The 16,608-nt window shown below is 56.5% G+C and carries 18 protein-coding genes and 1 tRNA gene; 15 read left to right on the top strand and 4 right to left on the bottom strand.

Translation table 11 applies throughout. The features are described 5' to 3' along the window. Positions 1 to 304: 304 nt before the first annotated feature. Both H585_RS23050 and H585_RS0111065 read left to right on the top strand, forming a co-directional pair. Positions 305 to 1,006 carry a hypothetical protein gene (locus tag H585_RS23050; RefSeq protein WP_138708179.1) on the top strand — a complete coding sequence of 234 codons (702 nt, stop codon included), beginning with the start codon at positions 305 to 307 and terminating at the stop codon, positions 1,004 to 1,006. Between the two features lie 220 nt (positions 1,007 to 1,226). Beyond that, entirely contained in the window at positions 1,227 to 1,871 is a 645-nt protein-coding gene (locus H585_RS0111065; RefSeq protein ID WP_027367860.1) for a hypothetical protein, read from the top strand. A 128-nt stretch (positions 1,872 to 1,999) separates the two neighbouring features. Here the strand turns inward: H585_RS0111065 and H585_RS0111060 are convergent. The 3 genes from H585_RS0111060 to H585_RS0111050 all read right to left on the bottom strand — a co-directional run bounded on the left by H585_RS0111060 (position 2,000) and on the right by H585_RS0111050 (position 3,485). After that, positions 2,000 to 2,093, bottom strand: a tRNA-Ser gene (locus H585_RS0111060). 45 nt (positions 2,094 to 2,138) lie between these two features. Then, positions 2,139 to 2,663: a tRNA adenosine(34) deaminase TadA gene (gene tadA, locus H585_RS0111055; protein ID WP_027367859.1), complete on the bottom strand. Its 525-nt coding sequence runs from the start codon at positions 2,661 to 2,663 to the stop codon at positions 2,139 to 2,141. Between the two features lie 12 nt (positions 2,664 to 2,675). Further along, positions 2,676 to 3,485, bottom strand: coding sequence for a phosphoribosylformylglycinamidine synthase subunit PurQ (locus H585_RS0111050; protein ID WP_027367858.1), 810 nt, complete (start codon positions 3,483 to 3,485; stop codon positions 2,676 to 2,678). Positions 3,486 to 3,779: 294 nt separating this feature from the next. Between H585_RS0111050 and H585_RS0111045 the strand changes: the two genes are divergently transcribed. From H585_RS0111045 to H585_RS0110985, 13 genes are all read left to right on the top strand, one after another. After that, positions 3,780 to 5,420 (top strand): CTP synthase, encoded by a 1,641-nt coding sequence (locus tag H585_RS0111045; RefSeq protein WP_027367857.1) that lies wholly within the window; start codon positions 3,780 to 3,782, stop codon positions 5,418 to 5,420. Between the two features lie 39 nt (positions 5,421 to 5,459). Then, a complete protein-coding gene (locus H585_RS0111040) occupies positions 5,460 to 5,981 on the top strand; it encodes a KdsC family phosphatase (RefSeq protein WP_027367856.1) in 522 nt (173 codons plus the stop codon). Next, complete coding sequence (gene lptC / locus H585_RS0111035) at positions 5,982 to 6,569, top strand: LPS export ABC transporter periplasmic protein LptC (protein WP_027367855.1); 588 nt, start codon at positions 5,982 to 5,984, stop codon at positions 6,567 to 6,569. A 28-nt stretch (positions 6,570 to 6,597) separates the two neighbouring features. Then, complete coding sequence (locus H585_RS0111030) at positions 6,598 to 7,113, top strand: LptA/OstA family protein (RefSeq protein ID WP_102046955.1); 516 nt, start codon at positions 6,598 to 6,600, stop codon at positions 7,111 to 7,113. Next, positions 7,110 to 7,862, top strand: a complete 753-nt coding sequence (gene lptB / locus H585_RS0111025) for an LPS export ABC transporter ATP-binding protein (RefSeq protein WP_027367854.1) — start codon at positions 7,110 to 7,112, stop codon at positions 7,860 to 7,862. Before H585_RS0111030 ends, lptB begins: the two co-directional genes overlap by 4 nt. A gap of 204 nt (positions 7,863 to 8,066) precedes the next feature. Continuing rightward, entirely contained in the window at positions 8,067 to 9,509 is a 1,443-nt protein-coding gene (gene rpoN, locus H585_RS0111020; protein WP_027367853.1) for an RNA polymerase factor sigma-54, read from the top strand. 31 nt (positions 9,510 to 9,540) lie between these two features. Next, complete coding sequence (gene hpf, locus H585_RS0111015; protein WP_005983399.1) at positions 9,541 to 10,074, top strand: ribosome hibernation-promoting factor, HPF/YfiA family; 534 nt, start codon at positions 9,541 to 9,543, stop codon at positions 10,072 to 10,074. A gap of 4 nt (positions 10,075 to 10,078) precedes the next feature. Then, positions 10,079 to 10,528 carry a PTS sugar transporter subunit IIA gene (locus H585_RS0111010; RefSeq protein WP_027367852.1) on the top strand — a complete coding sequence of 150 codons (450 nt, stop codon included), beginning with the start codon at positions 10,079 to 10,081 and terminating at the stop codon, positions 10,526 to 10,528. 12 nt (positions 10,529 to 10,540) lie between these two features. Further along, the gene (rapZ, locus tag H585_RS0111005; RefSeq protein ID WP_014261098.1) at positions 10,541 to 11,425 is read left to right on the top strand and encodes an RNase adapter RapZ; all 885 of its coding nucleotides are present in this window, start codon (positions 10,541 to 10,543) and stop codon (positions 11,423 to 11,425) included. A gap of 305 nt (positions 11,426 to 11,730) precedes the next feature. Next, positions 11,731 to 12,171 carry a PTS sugar transporter subunit IIA gene (locus H585_RS0111000; RefSeq protein WP_051183085.1) on the top strand — a complete coding sequence of 147 codons (441 nt, stop codon included), beginning with the start codon at positions 11,731 to 11,733 and terminating at the stop codon, positions 12,169 to 12,171. Between the two features lie 3 nt (positions 12,172 to 12,174). Further along, a complete protein-coding gene (locus H585_RS0110995; RefSeq protein ID WP_014261096.1) occupies positions 12,175 to 12,642 on the top strand; it encodes a PTS sugar transporter subunit IIB in 468 nt (155 codons plus the stop codon). A 55-nt stretch (positions 12,643 to 12,697) separates the two neighbouring features. Continuing rightward, positions 12,698 to 13,348, top strand: coding sequence for a PTS sugar transporter subunit IIC (locus H585_RS0110990; RefSeq protein ID WP_274532706.1), 651 nt, complete (start codon positions 12,698 to 12,700; stop codon positions 13,346 to 13,348). A gap of 114 nt (positions 13,349 to 13,462) precedes the next feature. After that, a complete protein-coding gene (locus H585_RS0110985; RefSeq protein WP_027367849.1) occupies positions 13,463 to 14,383 on the top strand; it encodes a manganese-dependent inorganic pyrophosphatase in 921 nt (306 codons plus the stop codon). A gap of 622 nt (positions 14,384 to 15,005) precedes the next feature. Here the strand turns inward: H585_RS0110985 and H585_RS0110980 are convergent. After that, positions 15,006 to 16,595 (bottom strand): DEAD/DEAH box helicase, encoded by a 1,590-nt coding sequence (locus tag H585_RS0110980; RefSeq protein WP_027367848.1) that lies wholly within the window; start codon positions 16,593 to 16,595, stop codon positions 15,006 to 15,008. Positions 16,596 to 16,608 lie beyond the last annotated feature (13 nt).

The following is a 16,608-nucleotide window of genomic DNA, read 5'->3' as shown; positions in this document are numbered from 1 at the left end:
TTTGGGTATTAATTTATGATGGTTGGAATTGAGTGGTGGTGAGGGTGGTGTAGTTCATCCTGAAATTAGGTCCAAGCACAAGATTAGTTTCCGGCTTTTGTATAGGGTCTGCGGATATATCTCTGTGCAACTACCGGTCGCTGGTTTAGGCATGGAACCGATTGGTGATAAGCGCAGTCAACATCCTATCAATCGAAATTGGAAGAGTATCGCAGGCGCATGCCGGTTACATTGGTATCTAGATTTTCTGATGCTAAAGGGGTATCGAGAAGGCGTTTTGAATGCGACCTGATGGAGGCTTGTCATGCTCGGAAAATATTCGTGTTTGCTAGTTCTTACGATATTAACCTTTCCGGCTTGCGCGCGACTCAAGACTGATTTCGAGTATGTCAAACCAGTGCAGCAGCAGAGCCGGACGGAAATAGAGCGTCAATATCCATATCCGATGAATATAGTGTGGCATTCTTTAGTAGAACATCTTGGTCAATTGCCATTAAACCAGATGCGAATAGACAAGGACTCTAGCGTCATTAGAATTGAACAGCAAACTGAGGATCCAAGTGGTTTTGTTGACTGTGGCAGCAATACTTACACTGTCAATCGGAGGAGTGGTTTGCCGTTTTTTAGGAGAACGTCTTTGTATTCACAGAAGTCTATTCCGGCTGTCGCTAATTATGCAGAGTATGAGAAAGGTGAGGGCAGAAGGAAGTCTAAGTATCAACAGCGAACAGCTCTAAAAATAACTTCGACAATTAAAGTAAATCCAATTGCTTCAGAATTGACAAATGTTAGCGTTGCGTCAACGTATCTTCTTGTCATTGATACTTATATTAGTATGCGTGGCGGCTACCATAAGGTTAGTGGACGGAGTTATACGATAAGTCAGTTTGGAAACCATGGGGACACTGGAGAACTTACCTGCATTTCTACTAATTACGAATCTAGCTCTATCTTAAATGGGATTGAGGAGATGATTCATGTAAACGTAGGCAGGCTAAAGAACTAGATTCAGCGGTGGCTAGGAACCTCTAACAAACCTAGTCAGCAGCCTTTCGGCTTTATGGTTTCCCACAGGAGAAGCTATAAAATCCGCCGAGTATACCGCTCATATTTTTAGACCAAGGCATCCGATTCCACCCACCTTCCTCCCTCGGAATTCCGCGACGTTGACACGGAAACCAAATCGTATATCGCTGTCGGCATAATAGGACGACTTGAGGTGCCGTATGAGTATTCTATCTAGGCTGAACGGATGGCAGCGTCTTTTCCTCATCTTATCCATCTGTTGGTTCGTTGTCGGTTCAGTCCTTGCCGTCCAAAACGCACCATCGTTCTATACCGAGGAATATGAGATACAAGAAGCCATCCAAGCCTCACTACAAAAGGAACTCGATAGTGAACTAAAAAGAGAGTACAAAACTGGACTAGATGATATAATTCACTTTTGCAGAGAGCATGAGTCTGAGATCCATAAGGACTACGAGGAGGCTGTTACAAATAACCAAGTGCCGACGTTCTTAGACAACAGTGACATTAGCTATGATAGGCCGCACAATGCATATATTTATGAAGATCTTAATCTGGTCAATCCCTATAAAGTGCGGCTCCCTCACATTTTCGACTTCCTTACAGAGGAACAAGCTTGGTATATATTTGCCAAGCGCTACACTAATCTGAGTTTGTCAAAATATTCGCAAAAAGCGTTTCTATTGTCACTATCAACTAAGGGCGACTTCAAACCCTCTCTGGTTGCTCAATACATAATAGCTTGTTTGTTGGTGTTCTGCCTAACCACAGCTGGAACTTACATATCCCTTCTTGGCCTCAGAAAAATAACCTTATGGGTGGTCGAAGGATTCAAGAGACAATAGCTGGAGCCACCTCTCAAGGAAGCTACTCAGGGGCAACTCCACTATTCTCTATTAGTGTAAAAGTTGGGAAGCTGGAACCTGTTGAAATGAAAAAGGGTCAGACGAGTCTGACCCTTTGATAAGCAATGTGGCGGAGAGGGTGGGATTTGAACCCACGTACAGGCTATTAACCCGTAACCCGATTTCGAGTCGGGCGCGTTACGGCCACTTCGCTACCTCTCCGCGTTGGTAGGAGGACAGGTTAATTACCCACGATGCGTAACGAGGTCAAGGGGAAAGCAGGTCTTGGCGTGCCTTTCGCCTGCGCAGGAAAAAGCTCGACAGGAGCGTGCCGCATTCCTCGGCCATGATGCCCTCCAGAACCCAGAACTGGTGGTTGAGGAAGGGCAGGCGCAGCCCCTTGAGCCGCGACAGCACTGCGCCGGCCTTGGGATCGCGGGCGCCGATGACCAGCCCGGCGATTCGCGCGTGGACCAGGGCGCCCAGGCACATGATGCACGGCTCCAGGGTCACGGCCAGGATGCAGCCGGTCAGGCGGTAGTTGCCGAGCGTGCTCGCGCCCTGGCGCAGGCAGAGCATCTCGGCATGGGCCGTGGGATCGTTCAGGCTCAGAGGCGCGTTGTGCGCCTGGGCCAGCAGCTCTCCTTCAGCCGAAAGCAGGGCCGCGCCCACGGGCACTTCGCCCATGCTCCCTGCTTCGTGCGCCTGGCGCAAAGCCACATCCATGACTTCGCGCCAGGAAGCCCAGCCTGCAGGCGGCGAAACGGGAGGCAACAACTGAGGAGAGATCATGGACGCAGGTGGCTACTGCGCCTTCAGGTAGCGCACGCCGCCCGCCAGCACGGAGATGCCGAGTTCGGCGTGTTCGCCGCGAGTCCAGCCCGGATGGTTGGTAGGATGGTTGAAGGCCTCGGGATGGGGCATAAGGCCGAGGATGCGACCCGAAGGGTCGGTCAGGCCGGCGATGCCCAGGGGAGAGCCGTTGGGGTTGAATGGATACTCTTCGGTGGGCTCGCCAGTCTCGGGATGGACATATTGCAGTGCCACGAGATTCTCGCGCACGACCTTGCCCATGAGCTCGGCGTCCTGAAAGACCATCTTGCCTTCGCCGTGACGTATGGGCAGGGCGAGTACGCCCAGGTCCTTGGTGAATACGCAAGGCGAGGCAGGATTGGCCTTGAGCTGCACCCAGCGGTCCTCAAAACGGGCGGAGTCGTTGTTGCCCAAGGAGGCTTGGCGCTCAAAGTAGGCGCCGTCCATGGCAGGCAGCAGCCCGAGCTTGACCAAGAGCTGGAAGCCGTTGCATATGCCCAAGATTACTCCGCCGGACGCGAACAGGCGTTCGAGTTGGGAGACGATGGGTTCTCCCTCGGAGGTTTTGGCGTAGCGCCAGCGCAAAGCCGCGGCCTGGGCCGCGCCCAAATCGTCGCCGTCCAGGAAGCCGCCTGGAAAGATAAGATAGTTGAATGGGTCCAGCCGGATGCGGCCCGAGACCAGGTCCGAGAAGTAGGCGACGTTGACCTCATCGGCGCCGGCCTGGCGCACGGCATAGGCCGATTCCTTTTCGCAATTGGTTCCATAGCCGGTGATGACGAGGGCTTTTACTAAGGCCACCGTGCGACCTCCACATTGGTTTCTTGACAGGGGGTTCCCGCCTGACTAGCTTGGGCGGGGCTCAGCGAAGATAAGGAGAGCCGGTGGCCGAGTCAACTCAAGGCGCTGAATCTCCCGAGGCTTTCACGCGAAGCCGATGCTTCGTGATAGCGGCCGGTAAGAGACCCCAGGTGTCCGGTTCCTTGCGGCCGCCTCTTTTTTTGTGTGCGGGAAGCCACGGAGCTTCACTCGCCGTTGGCGCTAAGAAATACATATGAGTGTCTTGCTTATCAGCAGAGTAAGGATGGGATGACCATGCAGACCAAGTTCATATTCATTACCGGCGGTGTTCTCTCTTCCCTGGGCAAAGGATTGGCGGCAGCCTCCATCGGTGTGCTGCTCAAGGCCCGTGGGCTCAAGGTGACCATCCAGAAGCTCGATCCCTACATCAACGTGGACCCCGGCACCATGAACCCTTTCCAGCACGGCGAGGTTTATGTGACCGAGGACGGAGCCGAGACCGACCTGGATCTGGGGCACTACGAGCGTTACCTCGACGCCTACATGACCCAGCGCAACAATTTTACCTCCGGAAGCATCTACAACTCGGTCATCACCAAGGAGCGCCGCGGCGACTACTTGGGCGGCACGGTTCAGGTCATTCCGCACATTACCGACGAGATCAAGCGCTGCATCACCGGCGTGGCCACCAATGAAGACGTGGTTATCGTGGAGATAGGCGGCACGGTTGGCGATATCGAGGGCCAGCCTTTCCTGGAGGCTATTCGGCAACTGCGTGGAGAATTGGGCAAGGACAACGTGCTCTACATCCACCTGACCCTCGTGCCCTTCCTGCGCACCGCAGGGGAGGTGAAAACCAAGCCCACTCAGCACAGCGTCAAAGAGCTGCGCTCCATCGGCATCCAGCCCGACATCATCCTGTGCCGCTCGGAAGTGGACCTGAGCAAGGATATCAAGGACAAGATCGCCCTGTTCTGCAACGTGGACAAGGACGCAGTGTTCACGGCCAGGGACGTGAAGAGCATCTACGAGGTGCCGCTTGAGTTTTACAGCGAGGGCGTAGACCAGAAGATCGCCATCATGCTGCGCCTGCCGGCCAAGAACGCGGCCCTGGAGCAGTGGAAAACCCTGGTCTACAAGCTGGAGAATCCCCAGGGCAGAGTGACCATCGGAATCGTGGGCAAGTATGTGGACCTCAAGGAGGCTTACAAGAGCCTGCACGAGGCGCTCATTCACGGCGGCGTGGCCAACGACGTGGCCGTGGATCTGGTCTACGTCAATTCCGAGGAGGTTCAGCCCCGGAACGTGGCTGACAAGCTTAAGAATCTTGACGGCATCCTCGTGCCCGGAGGCTTCGGCTCCCGTGGCGTGGAAGGCAAGATCGAAGCCATTCGCTACGCCCGCGAGAACAAGGTGCCCTTCTTCGGCATCTGTCTGGGCATGCAGTGTGCGGTTATCGAGGGCGCGCGCAATGTCATCGGGCTGGATAAGGCCAATTCCGAGGAGTTCGACCTGACCACTCCCCATCCGGTCATCTATCTCATGACCGAGTGGTATGATTTCCGCAGCAAGTGCGTGCAGAAGCGTGGAAAGGACAGCGCCAAAGGCGGCACCATGCGTCTTGGCGGCTATCCCTGCGAGGTCAAGACCGACACCAAAGCCTTCGACGCCTACCGGGAGACGGACATCACCGAGCGCCATCGCCACCGCTACGAGTTCAACAAAGCCTACTTCAAGCAGTTCGAGGAGCACGGCTACGTGTTCAGCGGCTTGTCGCCGAACGGAGAGCTGGTGGAGATCGTAGAGCGCCAGGACCATCCCTGGTTTCTGGGCTGTCAGTTCCATCCGGAGTTCAAGTCCAATCCCATGCGGCCGCATCCGCTTTTCAGGGAGTTCATCAAAGCCGCCAAGGTCAATAAGGAAACGTCCAAGTAGGGCGAGAGCCTGAAACAGGTCAGTCAGGAGCGAGCTCTAATGACATTTGAAGAACGCGCACGCAGGGTGAAGCTCCTGGTTCTGGATTGCGATGGAGTCCTGACCGACGGCGGGCTCGCGTACGACGAGGAAGGCCGCATCACCAAACGCTTCGACGTCCAGGACGGCCTTGGCATCAAGGCCGGCCAGCACATGGGTTTGGATTTCGCGGTCATAAGCGGCCTTGACCATGCAGGTGTCGCGCGCAGGATCAAGGATCTCGGCATCAAGCATTACTTCGCCGGCCACGTGCAGAAGCTGCCCATCTTGGACGCTTTATGCGCGGAATTGGGCATCCGTTACGACGAGATCGCCTATATGGGCGACGACTGGGTGGACGCGGCACCCATGGCTCGTGTAGGCTTGCCCTTGGCGGTGCCCAATGCCCAGCCCGAGATCCGGGCGCTGGCAGCCTGGGTCGCCTCGGCGCACGGAGGCCACGGGGCAGTGCGCGAAGCCGTCGTGATGATTCTCAAGGCCCAGGGCACATACGAGCAAGCCTATCGGCACTGGAGCGGCTAGGTGCTCAGGCGTCTGGCCGTGTTCTTTCTGGTGTTGTCCCTGCTCGCCGTAATCGGCTTCGCGCTGGTGAAGCTTACCGAGCGAGCCGGGCTCATGCCCGATCTCAGCGGCTTCGTCACTGATGTCGAAATCGACATGGCCGCCAAGGGAATTGAACTAACCCATGGAAACGAGGGTAAGCTCATCTGGCGTTTGCGAGCCGAAAGCGCGAGCTATGATCAGGAGAAAGGACTCGTGCTCGTCCAGACTCCCAACATAGACTACTTCACGCAGCCAAGTGACAAATTGCTGCATGTCCGGGCCCCTCAAGGCTCCGTGCATCAGGAAAGCAGCGAGGTTCATTTCTGGCCTGAGGTTACGGCCGTATATGAAAAAGCCTCGCTTACGGCCAAGGAGATAATGTATGATGGCCAGGGTTTGTTGACCGCTAGCGGCGGAGCGGTCGTTAAGCAGGAAGGGGTCACGCTCATGGCGCCGGTCATGCATTTTGACTTGAATGCGCGCGTCTTTGTCGCGGAGGGCGGAGTGGTTGTCGAATCCGGTACTGACAAGATTTTTACTGACCCCTTGAAAGCTAATGCACCCTAGCCATCTTATCGTATTCCTAATTTGCGCCATGGCGTGGATACTGCCCATCACTGCCCAGGCCGCTGAGGAGAACCTTGTCCCCACCAAGGTGACAGCGGATCGTCTGACTTATTCCCAAGAAGGCAACCGGGCCGTATTTGAGGGCAAGGTGCATGTCGTTCGGCAGGATATGGAATTGTGGGCCGATCGTATCGAAATCGACCTGCGTCCGAACGGTGATGGCAAGAGCGGCGCCAGCGGACCGGATATGGCCTTCGCCACAACCGAGGGCGCTTCGCGCATCAACAGGATTATCGCCTTGGGCAACGTGCGCATGCGCCGAGGCCAGAGCGAGGGCAAATGCCGCAAGGCCACCTACCTGGCGGATAAGAGCATGATTATCCTGGAGGGCGATCCTGTCCTCAAGGAAGGTGAGAATACCCTTCAAGGCAAGGAAATACGGATCTATATCAATGAGAACCGTAGCGAGGTCATTGGCAACACCAAACGCCCCGTGGAGATGATCTTCGTTACCCCCGAGAAGGGGGCCGAGAAGAAGAAATGAGCCAGAACGAGTTCTCTCAATTGCGGGCTGCGGGCCTCAAGAAGCGTTATGGAAAGCGCGACGTTGTTTCCAATGTGAACCTGGACATCACTCAGGGAGAAGTGGTGGGCATCCTGGGACCCAACGGCGCCGGCAAGACGACCACCTTTTATATGCTGGCGGGCGTCGTGAAGCCGAATGACGGCACGGTATTCCTTGACCAGCGCGAAATTACCATGCTGCCGCTGCACGAACGGGCGCGGTTGGGCATCAGCTATCTGCCCCAGGAGAGTTCCGTATTCAAAAAGCTCACCGTGCGGCAGAATATGGACATCATCCTGGAGCATACGGGGCTCTCCCGCCGTGAGCGGGCCGTCAGGGCCGAGGAGCTATTGGATGAACTGGGCATCACGCGCCTTTCGGGCCAGAAGGCTTCGAGCCTTTCCGGCGGCGAGCGCCGTCGGCTCGAAATCGCCCGCGCCCTTATCCGCCGTCCCCGTTTCGTCTTCCTTGACGAGCCCTTTGCCGGCGTGGATCCCTTGGCCGTGCTGGATATCCAGGATATCATTAAAGGACTCAAGGAAAAATGCATCGGCGTGCTCATTTCCGATCACAACGTACGTGAAACCCTGTCTATTTGCGATCGAGCCTACCTGGCCTACCAAGGCAGCATAATCCTGGAGGGCTCCCCAGAGCAGATAGTCTCCGATCCGAAGGCACAGCAGGTCTACCTGGGCCAAGGCTTTCGTCTGCAGGGAAGAGATATCTAAGAATCCTTGTCCCACAATGCTTCTCGCGTTCTGGCGCAATGGTTGCATACACACATCAAGTATGGCATGAATACACCCACGGCTGCCTGATGAAACTGTGGATACGCTTTCCCCGAAGCCCTTCAGGCCGCTTTATTTATACGGGAAGGCGTCACTGCACTGCCGTCGCGGCAACGAATCCTTCGTGAACGCCATTGGGAGATTATGGGCTTAGAACTACGACAACAACTCAAACTTTCGCAGCAGTTGGTCATGACTCCCCAACTGCAGCAGGCGATCAAGCTGCTTCAGCTTTCCCGGCTCGAGCTGCTCGATACCGTGCAGCAGGAACTCATGGAGAACCCGCTGCTCGAAGAGGGACAGGCCAGTGATCTTGGTAATGAGATCCAGGCCCTTGAGGTCCATGAGCCTGTTCAGGAAATTTCCAAGGATCGCGATGAGATTCTGACGCGTGAACTGACCCGCAATGCGGACTGGGAAGATTACCTCGGTGAGTTTTCCAGCTCGGGCAAGCAGATGCAGATGCGCGAGTCCGAAGTTCCCGAGGATGGCGTCAGTTTCGAGGCTCGCCTTTCCTCAAAGCCGTCCTTGGAAGGGCACCTGTTCTGGCAGGTGCGGCTTTCCGATTTCAGCGAAAAGCAGAAGCAAGTCAGCGAGATCATTATCGGTTGCCTGAGCCCGGCGGGTTACTTGCAGTCCACGGCCGAGGAAATCGCGGCCATGGCGCACACCACGCCGGAAGAGGTCGAGGTGATCCTGCGGCGCATCCAGCGTTTCGATCCCGTGGGCGTCGCAGCCAGGACCCCTCAGGAGTGCCTGCTGGTGCAACTCGATGTCTATGAACACAATGACCCCATACTGCGGGCATTGGTTTCCGAGCATCTGGAAGACCTGGAAAAACGGCGCTACAAACCTCTGGCTCGCAAATTCAAGATCACTCTCGATCAGCTCAAGGAGTACCTTGAGGTTCTGCAGACCCTGGAGCCCTTGCCGGGAGCCAGCTACTCCTCCACCGAGCCGTACTATGTCAGCCCGGACGCCTACGTATACAAATTCAACGATGAATTCGTAATCATGCTCAATGAGGAGGGCATGCCCAAGCTGCAGCTCAACTCCATGTATATGGACAGCCTGCAGGGTTGCAATTCCTCGGATAAGGAATACATGCAAGAGAAGATGCGCTCGGCAGTCTGGCTCATGAAGAGCCTTTACCAACGCCAGCGTACGCTCTACAAGGTCCTCGACAGCATTCTGCGCTTTCAGCGCGACTTCTTCGAGGAGGGGGTCACCCATCTGAAGCCCCTTATCCTCAAGGATGTAGCCGACGATATCAGCATGCACGAGTCCACGGTCAGCCGCATTACGACCAACAAGTATGTCGCCACGCCTCATGGCGTTTTCGAGCTGAAATTTTTCTTCAATAGCGCCCTGGACCTTGATGACGGCAGCCAAGTAGGCTCGGAGAGCGTCAAGGCGCTCATCAAGCAGCTCATATCCGACGAAAGCTCCAAGAGGCCTCTCAGCGACGAGCGCATAGCCGAGATTCTCAAGGAAAAACTCCAGGTGAATATTGCCCGCAGGACCGTGGCCAAGTACCGCTCGGCCTTGGGCATCGAATCCTCTTCCAAGCGCAAGCAAATCTTCTGATTTCTGCCAACCCCGCGCAAAAGGAGCAGGTATGAACATCCATTTCACGTTCAAGAACTTCGAGCCTTCCGAGCACCTCAAGAACTACGCGCGAACCCGGTTTGGCAAGCTCTCCAAGCATGGGATCAACAGTGCCGAGCTGCAGGTCAATATGAGTGTCGAGAAGCATCGGCACATGGCCGAAGTGGTTCTTTCCGGCGATAGTCTGCATCTGTCCGCCAATGAGGAATCACAGGACATGTACGCCACCATCGACATGGTCTTGGATAAGCTCGTGGCGCAAGTCAAAAAGAGCGGCGACAAGAAATCCCTGCGCAAAAAGCCCGGACAGACTTCGGTTCGCCTGGACGTGTTCAGTTATGCGCAGGCCGGTGACCGCAAGGAGCGCACCATCATCCAGACAGACAGCTATATCCCCAAGCCCATGGATGTGGACGAGGCGGCCATGCAGCTGGAGAGCCTGGGGTATGAGTTCCTGGTCTTCCACAATGCCGAGACCGAGCGCGTCAATGTCATTTATCAGCGCAAGGACGGCAACTACGGCCTCATCGATCCGGGGATATGAGCACATGCTGATTGCGGATTACCTGCACAAGAATCTCGTTCTTCCGGACTTGGCTGCGGTAGCCAAGTCGGAGGCGTTGACTGAACTTGTCGAGCCTCTCAAAAGCGAATTCCCAGATCTGGACCTGGCCAATGCGTTGCAGGTCCTGCTGGAGCGCGAGCAGTTGGGCACGACTGGCATCGGCGATGGCGTGGCTATTCCTCACGGCAAGCTCGTGGGACTCGACAGGATCATTCTCGTGGTCGGCCGTAGCCGCCAAGGGGTGCGTTTCGAATCCCTGGATGGCAAGACATGCACCATTTTCTTCCTGGTGCTGGCTCCGGAACAGGCCGCGGGTATGCATCTGCGCATTTTGGCGCACATCTCCAAACTGCTCAAGGACGAGGGATTCCGGCGTTCCTTCCTTGAGGCCGAGGGGCGCGACGAGCTGTACACCTTGCTGAAAACACTTTGATCGAGGCGCTCCATGCCTAGGCCTTCGCCTATTCCCGTGCTCGTTCTGACCGGGCTGTCCGGAGCAGGGAAGAGCACTGCCTTGAATGTGTTTGAAGATTTGGGTTTTTTCTGCGTGGACGGCCTGCCTGCATCCATGCTGCCCAAGCTGGTTAGCCTGTATGAGGGGCAGGAGGTGTTGCCCGGCAAGGGGCTGGCCTTGGGCATGGATATCCGTCAGCAGGATTTCCTTCGTCAATGGGGTCAGGCCCGGCAAGATTTGGCTCAGTATGACATCTCCCTGCAGGTCATCTTCATCGAGGCTGAACTGCCGGAGCTCATGCGCCGCTACGCCACCACCCGGCGGCCCCATCCGCTCGAGTCCGAGCAACTCGGCCTGCAACAGGCCCTTGAGTTGGAGCGGAACCTGCTGGAACCTGTGCGTGCCGAGGCCGACTTAGTGCTCGATACCACGCATTATTCGGTGCACGACCTCCGGCGCGTGTTGCAGGAGAAATGGAGTTATCTGGAGGAGCAAACCTCCGGCCTGCGCGTGCACATAATCTCCTTCGGCTTCAAGTACGGCCCGCCCAAGGAAGCCGACCTCCTCTTCGACTTGCGTTTTCTGCCCAATCCGTATTTCGATCTTCTGCTGCGTCCACTTACGGGCAAGGACCAGATTGTCGCCGATTATGTATTTCAGGACGAAAGCGGAAAGCTTTTTGCGAACAAGCTCATGGAGTTTGTTTTATTTCTTTTGCCGCTCTATGCTCGCGAGGGCCGCTTCAGGGTGACCATCGGTCTCGGCTGCACCGGGGGGCGGCATCGATCTGTCGCCGCCGCCGAGATGCTGTTCAGGAACCTTAAGGAACAGGGCTACGCCGTCAGTCTTGAGCATCGGCATATCGAGAAGGGCTGATTTTTAGGGCAGATTGCTTTTGACAGCCCGTTGGAAAAAGGGCTGTGCGGGCCAGGAAGGCCCGCTGGTTGCGAAGCAATCGCCCGTAATAGTGGAGCTTTGCTCCACTATTACGGAGTTGAAAAAGTCCAGGACGGACTTTTTCAACAGTCTGTTAAGACGCCCGCTCCGGCGTTGACGGCGCAAGTGAATTGCGCCTACGCGGCGGCAAGCCATGCCGACGCATGGCTTGCAGAGCATTTTCAAAAGCAAAATGCTCTAATTGCCTGTGGACAGGGGAAAGGCGAGGCGATAATCAGAACGCGATGAAAGTTATACGCAAGGACCAGCCCAAGATCACGGGCGTCATCATCGTCACGCACACGGACTATGGCGAACGTCTGCTGGCAGCGGCTCAACTCATCCTGGGTCAGCAGGGTGGCTGCCGGTCCATCCCCGTGGATGTGACTTCCAATGTGGAAGAAACTGTCCGGACCATCAAGGCCGCCATTCAGGACACCGATACCGGCAATGGCGCCCTTATCCTGACGGACATGTTCGGCGGGACGCCCACCAACTTGAGTTTGTCCTTGCTTGGCACGGCGCATATCGAGGTCATCACCGGCGTGAACCTGCCCATGCTGCTCAAGGTATTCGGCAGCAGGCATCTGCCGCCGGCGGATCTGGCCCGTGAAGCCAAAAAAGCCGGTGTGCAGGGTATTGTCGTGGCCGGCGAGGTGCTGCGGCAGAAGATCGCAGACGGATAAGCCATGCTCTGGGTGCGCATCGACAACCGCTTGATCCATGGCCAGATCATCGAGACATGGCTGCCCTATACCGGGGCGGCGCTGCTTATTATTGCCAATGACGAACTGGCCACCGATGCCTTGCGCCAGGAGATCATGTCTTTGGCCATTCCCAACGATGTAAAAGTCGTTTTTACAAAAATCAATGCCGTGACCGATTTGGTGGCCCGTTTCAGCACTGGTGATCGGTCCAATGCCCTTGTCCTTTTTTCGTCTTGTCCCGACGCCAGGCGGGCATACGAGCAGGGCTTCGCCTTCGAAGGGTTGAACATCGGCAATCTCCATTACAGTCCTGGAAAGAGACAGATCTGTGCGCACGTCGCACTTGGCGATGAAGATCAGTCCTGCATCGAATTCTTCAGCCGTAAGGGTGTCAAGCTGGACTTCCGTTGCGTGCCCAACGATTCCGTCCAGGTGAGGATCTTTTCGTGACCTTGGGCCAGATGCCCTTGCAGGCGCTGTTGCCCCTTGTCGGTTTTTTTTTGTCCTGTTTTCCCTCTTCCGTTTCCAGCTCAACATAGGCCTCCTCGAGCGGCCGCTGGCTATCGGCCTCGTGTGGGGCCTGCTTTTCGGTGACCTGGCCACAGCGATTTCCATCAGCCTGTTCTTCGAGCTGTTCTGGATGGATCTCATACCTGCGGGCACTTTCATTCCCCCGCAAATGGCCGCATCGACCCTGGCGGCGTTGACTCTCGTAGAAGTCTATCATTTCACTGCTCCACCTTTAGCAGTGCTGGCCATCATCGCCTGTCTGCCCCTGGCCTGGCTTGGCACGCGCATCGAGGCCATGGAACGTGAACGGCAGAACAAGAGCTACAACGAGCTGCTGCGTTCTTCCCGTGGCGGAATGGACGCGTTCTCTCCCGGGGGGCTCGTGCGCAAGGGCTTCGTTCGAATGGCCATCATTAATTGGCTTTTCTTCCTCGTCAGCTCCATTACGCTCGTGTGGATCGCCGGATTAGTCTTGCCGTTCCTGCAGCGGTATGTTGTCCTGCTGCCGGTAAAATGGTGGCATGTCTGGTTCGGTGCCAGTCTGGGCGGTTTGCTTTCCATTCGTTTCCGGCCTGGGTACATTCTGCTGGCCGTGGCTGCGGCAGCTACAGCGTTTGCGGCTTATCTTGCAAATCTTGGTACATAATGAGTTTTCCATAGACTGGATGTGGAAATGTCTTGGCAGCGCAGTATGTTTGTGCTATTTGGCACAAGCCTCTCTTGGCTGCAATTTCGCAATTCCATATAGGAGGAACCTACCATGGCTGCCTATGTTGTTGGACACAAGAATCCGGACACCGACTCCATCGTTTCCGCCATTGCTCTTGCCGACCTGATGACCAAGCGCGGCATTCAGGCCGTTGCCGCCGCTCAGGGCGCTCTCACCCCCGAGTCCAAGTTCGTTGCGGACAAGTTCGGGCTCAAGGCTCCCGAGCTGATCGACGATGCCACCGGCAAGCAGATCATGCTGGTCGACCATTCCGACATCGCCCAGACCGTGGAAAATCTGGCCAAGGGCGAGCTGCTGGCCATTGTCGACCACCACAAGCTGGGCGACATCACCACCTCCAACCCCCTGACCATGTGGGTTTGGCCCGCCGGCTGCACCTGCACCGTCATCAAGGGCATGTACGACTTCTACAAGATCGAGATTCCCAAGGGCATCGCCGGCGGCATGCTCTGCGCCATCCTGAGCGACACGGTCATGTTCAAGTCCGTGACCTGCACCGATGATGACAAGAAGGCTGTCGAGGCCCTGGCCAAGATCGCCGGCGTGACGGACGTCATGGCCCTGGGCATGGAAATGTTCAAGGTCAAGTCCGCCGTCGAGGGCGCCTCCATGAAGGATCTGGTGCACCGCGACTACAAGGACTTCGACATGTCCGGCAACAAGATCGGCATCGGCCAGCTGGAAGTTGTCGATCTGTCCATCCTCGAGCCCGTCAAGGCTGGCCTGCTCGCCGAGATCAAGAAGATGCAGGGCGAAGGCCGCCACAGCGTGTTCCTGCTGCTCACCGACATCATGAAGGAAGGCTCCGAGATGCTTATCGCGACCAAGGATGCCTCCGTGGTCGAGAAGGCCTTCGGCGTCAAGGCCAACGGCGACTCCGTTTGGCTCAAGGGCGTCATGAGCCGTAAGAAGCAGGTCGTGCCCCCCTTCGAGAAGGCTTTCGGCAAGTAAGCTGAATCCTCCTGAATCTACAAAGCCCGACCTGGATTTCCAGGTCGGGCTTTTTGCGTCTCTGCAAGGCCATTCTTAGGCGGCCCCCAATCGCGCGTCTTACAAAATGATGTAGGCGTGATTAGCTTGCCGTATGGCAATACAGCACCTTGCAAATAAAATGAAAAATGGGGGTGCAGGGAGCGCCGCTCCCTGCCGGGAGAGAGTCTGAGAGAGGGCAGCGCCCTCTCTCAGTTCAAACGCAAATTGCTCTAGCATCCAAGGAAATCAGATCCGACAAGAGAGGCTCTTAACAAAGACACGAGCAATCGCTTTGAACAAGGGTCCTCTGATTATGCAAGAGGAGACGGTTTAATGACTGTGTGTTTCTCTGGCTAATTGCTAACCGTTCTGGCTTGAATTCCCCTTTGGATCATAGACAGCCCCTGTCAGCAACGCCTAGCAGTGCTAGTGTTGCTGACTTGTGAGCATTTCCGCCGTCTAGGCGGGAAAGGCACATTATGCATTTCTTGCGGGGGCACAGGTGAAGGCAAGCGAGTGCAGGTCGTTGGCCGGCCAAGCCATACTACATCAGCAGCCTGAGGAGGGGGGACCCTCCTCAGATCAATGTGGGGCGCAAGGGTTAGGCGTCACTTCCCCTGTTGTCTGTTCCTGAGCTCTTTTTGTGCCTATTGCGAGGACGGCGGCGCTTCTTGCGTTCTTCGCCTTCATGCGCGGAGGCTGGCTCGTGACCCGTTACCGGCTCCGTGCGAGGCGCGGATTGGCGGATAACCGGCAGTTCGGGCGGAGAGTGTAGAGTCTGCTGATAATAGTCGTCCAGGAGCATGGCGATGATGGCCAGTTCCTCTTCGTTTTTGCCCAATTCCTGTGCCAGGGGCATGAAGCGCATCATGCGTTCCTGTTTTAGAGGCGGCCGAGCGCGTAGAGTGGACTCCAGAAGCGCGGTCACGCGCTCCGAGGCCACGGATCGCACGGTTTCATCCGTGGGCAAGGGACGTGTCACGAGGTCGATTGTGAAGCGCTTTGCCAGACGTTGCATCTCAAGCTTCTGGATGACGTCGACCAGGGTAATGACCTCGCCGCTGGCTCCAGCCCTACCGGTGCGTCCGGCTCGGTGAATGTAGGACTCGGGGTCCTCGGGCGGCTCGTACATGATGACGTGCGACAAGTCGGGAATGTCGATGCCACGCGCGGCCACATCCGTGGAGACGAGCAGCCGCAGGGAGCCCGCGCGTACGCGGTCCAAGATGCTCTCACGTTTGCTTTGAGACAGGTCGCCGGTGAGGCCGTCGGCGTCGTAGCCGAAATTGGCCAGCACCGTTGATACGTATTCCACCTGGGCTTTGGTATTGCAGAAGATGAAGGCCGAGGTTGGGTTCTCCACCTCGATGATGCGCATGAGGCACCGCTCGCGGCCCATGCGCGGCACCTCGTAAATGACGTGCTGCACCTCTGCCACATGTACCTGCTTGCTCGATAGGGACAGCATCTGCGGCTTGTGCATGAACTCGCCTGCCAAACGCATGACGAAGGCTGGGTAGGTGGCCGAGAACATGAAGGTGTTGACGCGCCGTTTGGGCATGTACCGCTGCACCTGCTTCATGTCGGGATAGAAGCCGATGGACAGCATGCGGTCGGCCTCGTCAAAGATAAGCGCTCGCAACTCCTGCAGATTGAAGTTGTGGCGCAGCAGGTGGTCCAGGATGCGGCCGGGCGTGCCGACCACGATGTGCGCTCCGGCCTTGAAGCCTTCGACCTGCTTGCCGAAGCTTACTCCCCCATAGACGGCCACGACTCTGGCGCGGTCTCCTACCAGTACCTCGGCCTCGTGGGCCACTTGGCGGGCCAGTTCACGCGTGGGTACGAGCACAAGGGCCTGGGTAGCGGCCAAATTCGGATCAATGCGTTCCAAGATGGGCAGCACGAAGGCCCCGGTCTTACCGCTGCCGGTCCTGGATTGAACCATGAGATCGTGGCCGCCCATTATTATGGGCATGGACTTTGCTTGAACAGGCATCAGACTGGTCCAGCCTGCACGGGACAAGGCCTCTCGGAGGAGGGGCGGGAGCATTTCCAGAGTCATTTCTTTGAGCCCCTCGTCAGGCTCCACCTGGGTGACCGCAGAGCTTCCGCCGGCCTTGATCGGCTCCTCCGTTGAGGGCTGAACGCCCTGCTTGGGGGTGTTGCCGTCGTTAATGGGGTCTTGATTCATGGTATGTCCTTTT

This window comes from Desulfocurvibacter africanus subsp. africanus DSM 2603, assembly GCF_000422545.1.
Classification (GTDB): domain Bacteria; phylum Desulfobacterota; class Desulfovibrionia; order Desulfovibrionales; family Desulfovibrionaceae; genus Desulfocurvibacter; species Desulfocurvibacter africanus.
The sequence above is the reverse complement of the archived record's forward strand: the minus strand, read 5'-3'. Positions and strand labels throughout refer to the sequence as shown.

Coding starts and splice junctions, on each gene's coding strand:
- hpf (WP_005983399.1), top strand. CDS start 9,541: ATGAACATCCATTTCACGTTCAAGAACTTCGAGCCTTCCGAGCACCTC.
- H585_RS0111000 (WP_051183085.1), top strand. CDS start 11,731: ATGAAAGTTATACGCAAGGACCAGCCCAAGATCACGGGCGTCATCATC.
- H585_RS0111045 (WP_027367857.1), top strand. CDS start 3,780: ATGCAGACCAAGTTCATATTCATTACCGGCGGTGTTCTCTCTTCCCTG.
- H585_RS0110980 (WP_027367848.1), bottom strand. CDS start 16,595: ATGAATCAAGACCCCATTAACGACGGCAACACCCCCAAGCAGGGCGTT.
- H585_RS0111065 (WP_027367860.1), top strand. CDS start 1,227: ATGAGTATTCTATCTAGGCTGAACGGATGGCAGCGTCTTTTCCTCATC.
- H585_RS0111040 (WP_027367856.1), top strand. CDS start 5,460: ATGACATTTGAAGAACGCGCACGCAGGGTGAAGCTCCTGGTTCTGGAT.
- rpoN (WP_027367853.1), top strand. CDS start 8,067: ATGGGCTTAGAACTACGACAACAACTCAAACTTTCGCAGCAGTTGGTC.
- rapZ (WP_014261098.1), top strand. CDS start 10,541: ATGCCTAGGCCTTCGCCTATTCCCGTGCTCGTTCTGACCGGGCTGTCC.
- tadA (WP_027367859.1), bottom strand. CDS start 2,663: ATGATCTCTCCTCAGTTGTTGCCTCCCGTTTCGCCGCCTGCAGGCTGG.
- lptB (WP_027367854.1), top strand. CDS start 7,110: ATGAGCCAGAACGAGTTCTCTCAATTGCGGGCTGCGGGCCTCAAGAAG.
- H585_RS0110985 (WP_027367849.1), top strand. CDS start 13,463: ATGGCTGCCTATGTTGTTGGACACAAGAATCCGGACACCGACTCCATC.
- H585_RS0111010 (WP_027367852.1), top strand. CDS start 10,079: ATGCTGATTGCGGATTACCTGCACAAGAATCTCGTTCTTCCGGACTTG.
- H585_RS0110995 (WP_014261096.1), top strand. CDS start 12,175: ATGCTCTGGGTGCGCATCGACAACCGCTTGATCCATGGCCAGATCATC.
- H585_RS0111030 (WP_102046955.1), top strand. CDS start 6,598: ATGGCGTGGATACTGCCCATCACTGCCCAGGCCGCTGAGGAGAACCTT.
- H585_RS23050 (WP_138708179.1), top strand. CDS start 305: ATGCTCGGAAAATATTCGTGTTTGCTAGTTCTTACGATATTAACCTTT.